A 303-nucleotide genomic window follows, 5' to 3' on the forward strand; every position below is an offset into this window, starting at 1 on the left:
CACTACAACTCCCATCCGTCTGGAATCGAGATAATTGATCTTGTGGAGCTGATGCCGTTCAACACTGGCAACGCCGTGAAGTATGTGGCGCGTCGTGGTGAGAAGGGAAAGGCCGCGCAAGGCTTGGACAAGGCAATCTGGTATACGTCGCGTGAGCGCGATCGTATCAAGCTTATGTTGGAGTCCTACCCGTCGCGCGTCCTTGACACGATGAACAGTAACGTCGAGTTCAGTGAGCAGGATTTTGCACGTGCTCACAAGTTCCTCACGATGGAGACTGTGCCAATCGTATCGGATTTTTAT

At 52.1% G+C, this 303-nt stretch carries 1 protein-coding gene; it reads left to right on the forward strand.

What is annotated here, in order from left to right; translation table 11 throughout:
* Nucleotides 1–303: DUF3310 domain-containing protein (locus tag AC1RO3_RS09020; protein WP_481764083.1), on the forward strand; the 303-nt coding region annotated here is incomplete at both ends.

The sequence above is a fragment of the Dellaglioa sp. CoH-57-MRSF-19 genome (assembly GCF_056781975.1).